This is a genomic window from Wolbachia endosymbiont of Drosophila seguyi (genome assembly GCF_028981765.1).
GTDB lineage: Bacteria > Pseudomonadota > Alphaproteobacteria > Rickettsiales > Anaplasmataceae > Wolbachia > Wolbachia pipientis.
Genome location: NZ_JAPQLM010000073.1, coordinates 1 through 1,332, shown reverse-complemented (window position 1 = coordinate 1,332; position 1,332 = coordinate 1). Strand labels below are relative to the sequence as shown.

General features: G+C 34.5%; 1 protein-coding gene. It reads right to left on the bottom strand.

Annotation, left to right across the window (positions count from 1 at the left end; translation table 11 throughout):
- Nucleotides 1-214: 214 nt before the first annotated feature.
- Complete coding sequence (locus tag OZD62_RS01445) at nt 215-1,315, bottom strand: ATP-binding protein (protein WP_275019277.1); 1,101 nt, start codon at nt 1,313-1,315, stop codon at nt 215-217.
- Nucleotides 1,316-1,332: the final 17 nt, after the last annotated feature.

The window sequence follows — 1,332 nt, the reverse complement described above, 5'->3', positions numbered from 1 at the left end:
AACTTTTGCTTGAAATAACTGTTTATATGGTGCAATTTACAGCTTTTAGTTGCTAAAATTATAACTCTTAATTTAATAATTTTAATCCAATAAGCTTTCAGGTTAATAAAATTAAATTATTTGAGTAAATGCAATACCATGTCTTTATTTGTGGGTAATAATAAGAATAACGAAGGTTGGCTCAGCTACACTTCTATAATTTCAATTTTTATGTTTACCGTATAAAAGAAGTTTCTTCTATCTGTGTCTTCGCGTTTGAAACTAACTTTATTCTATCTCTTTCTTGTTCTGGACTTAACCTGTGAAGCGCGTAACTGAAATCTTCCTCACTCACTATAAGCCGTCTTTGCGCACCAGCGCTAATTTTTGCTTCATTCACTAATTGCTCTAACTCAGCCCCAGAATAGCCTTCAGTCTTGTCTGCAATGTCTTGGAGGCTTAGCTTTTCATCAGTTTTTGTACCTCGCATATAAAGTGCCAATATCTTTTGTCTCACCTCTATGTTTGGATTAGGGACACAAACCTTCTGACCTAAACGTCCAGGTCTAATAAGTGCTGGATCTATACCACCGATAAGGTTAGTTGCACCAATTACTATTATATCTTTTCTGCTCTTAAATCCATCTATTTCAGTTAACAACTGTGTTAAACTCTCTCGACAATGGTCAGCTGAGTTATTAGCGGTACTTCTTTTTTGTGCAACTGCATCTATTTCATCTATAAAGACTATACAAGGAGAATATTTTTTTGCTATTTTAAAAAGCTCGCGTACAGCATGTGCACCATGACCAATATATACTCCAATAAGTTCAGGACCTGAGATGCTTATGAAATTCATATTTGATTCACCTGCAATTGCACGAGCGATAAGTGTTTTACCATTTCCAGGAGGGCCATATAATATGTAACCTCCTAGTGAATTAATACTTTTATTTCCAAACAGCTTGCGCATTTCTTCTGTCATTTGGTCACAGCAAATCATCTGCAACCGTTGTTTTAAGGAGTCATCAATTATAGCATCAGCAAATGTTATTCTTTTATCATCTGAATTAGCTAATTCTATCGATATAGGCAGCTCTACTTCCTTTAGTTTGCTGAATACTTGATCATATACAAACCAAACAATAAAAAGGAGAACGACAAGTAACACACAAGGCATAGCTTCACTAACATGATGTGCAGCTAACTCATACCCTTTACTAAGCAACATTGTATGCATATAGGCAAACAAAAAAGCGATAGAGACAATAGTTGCCACGCATAGTAAACAGATTGAAATTCTTTTTAGTAATTCTGAAATTTCAATTTTTTTCATCTTAATACCTTATACCA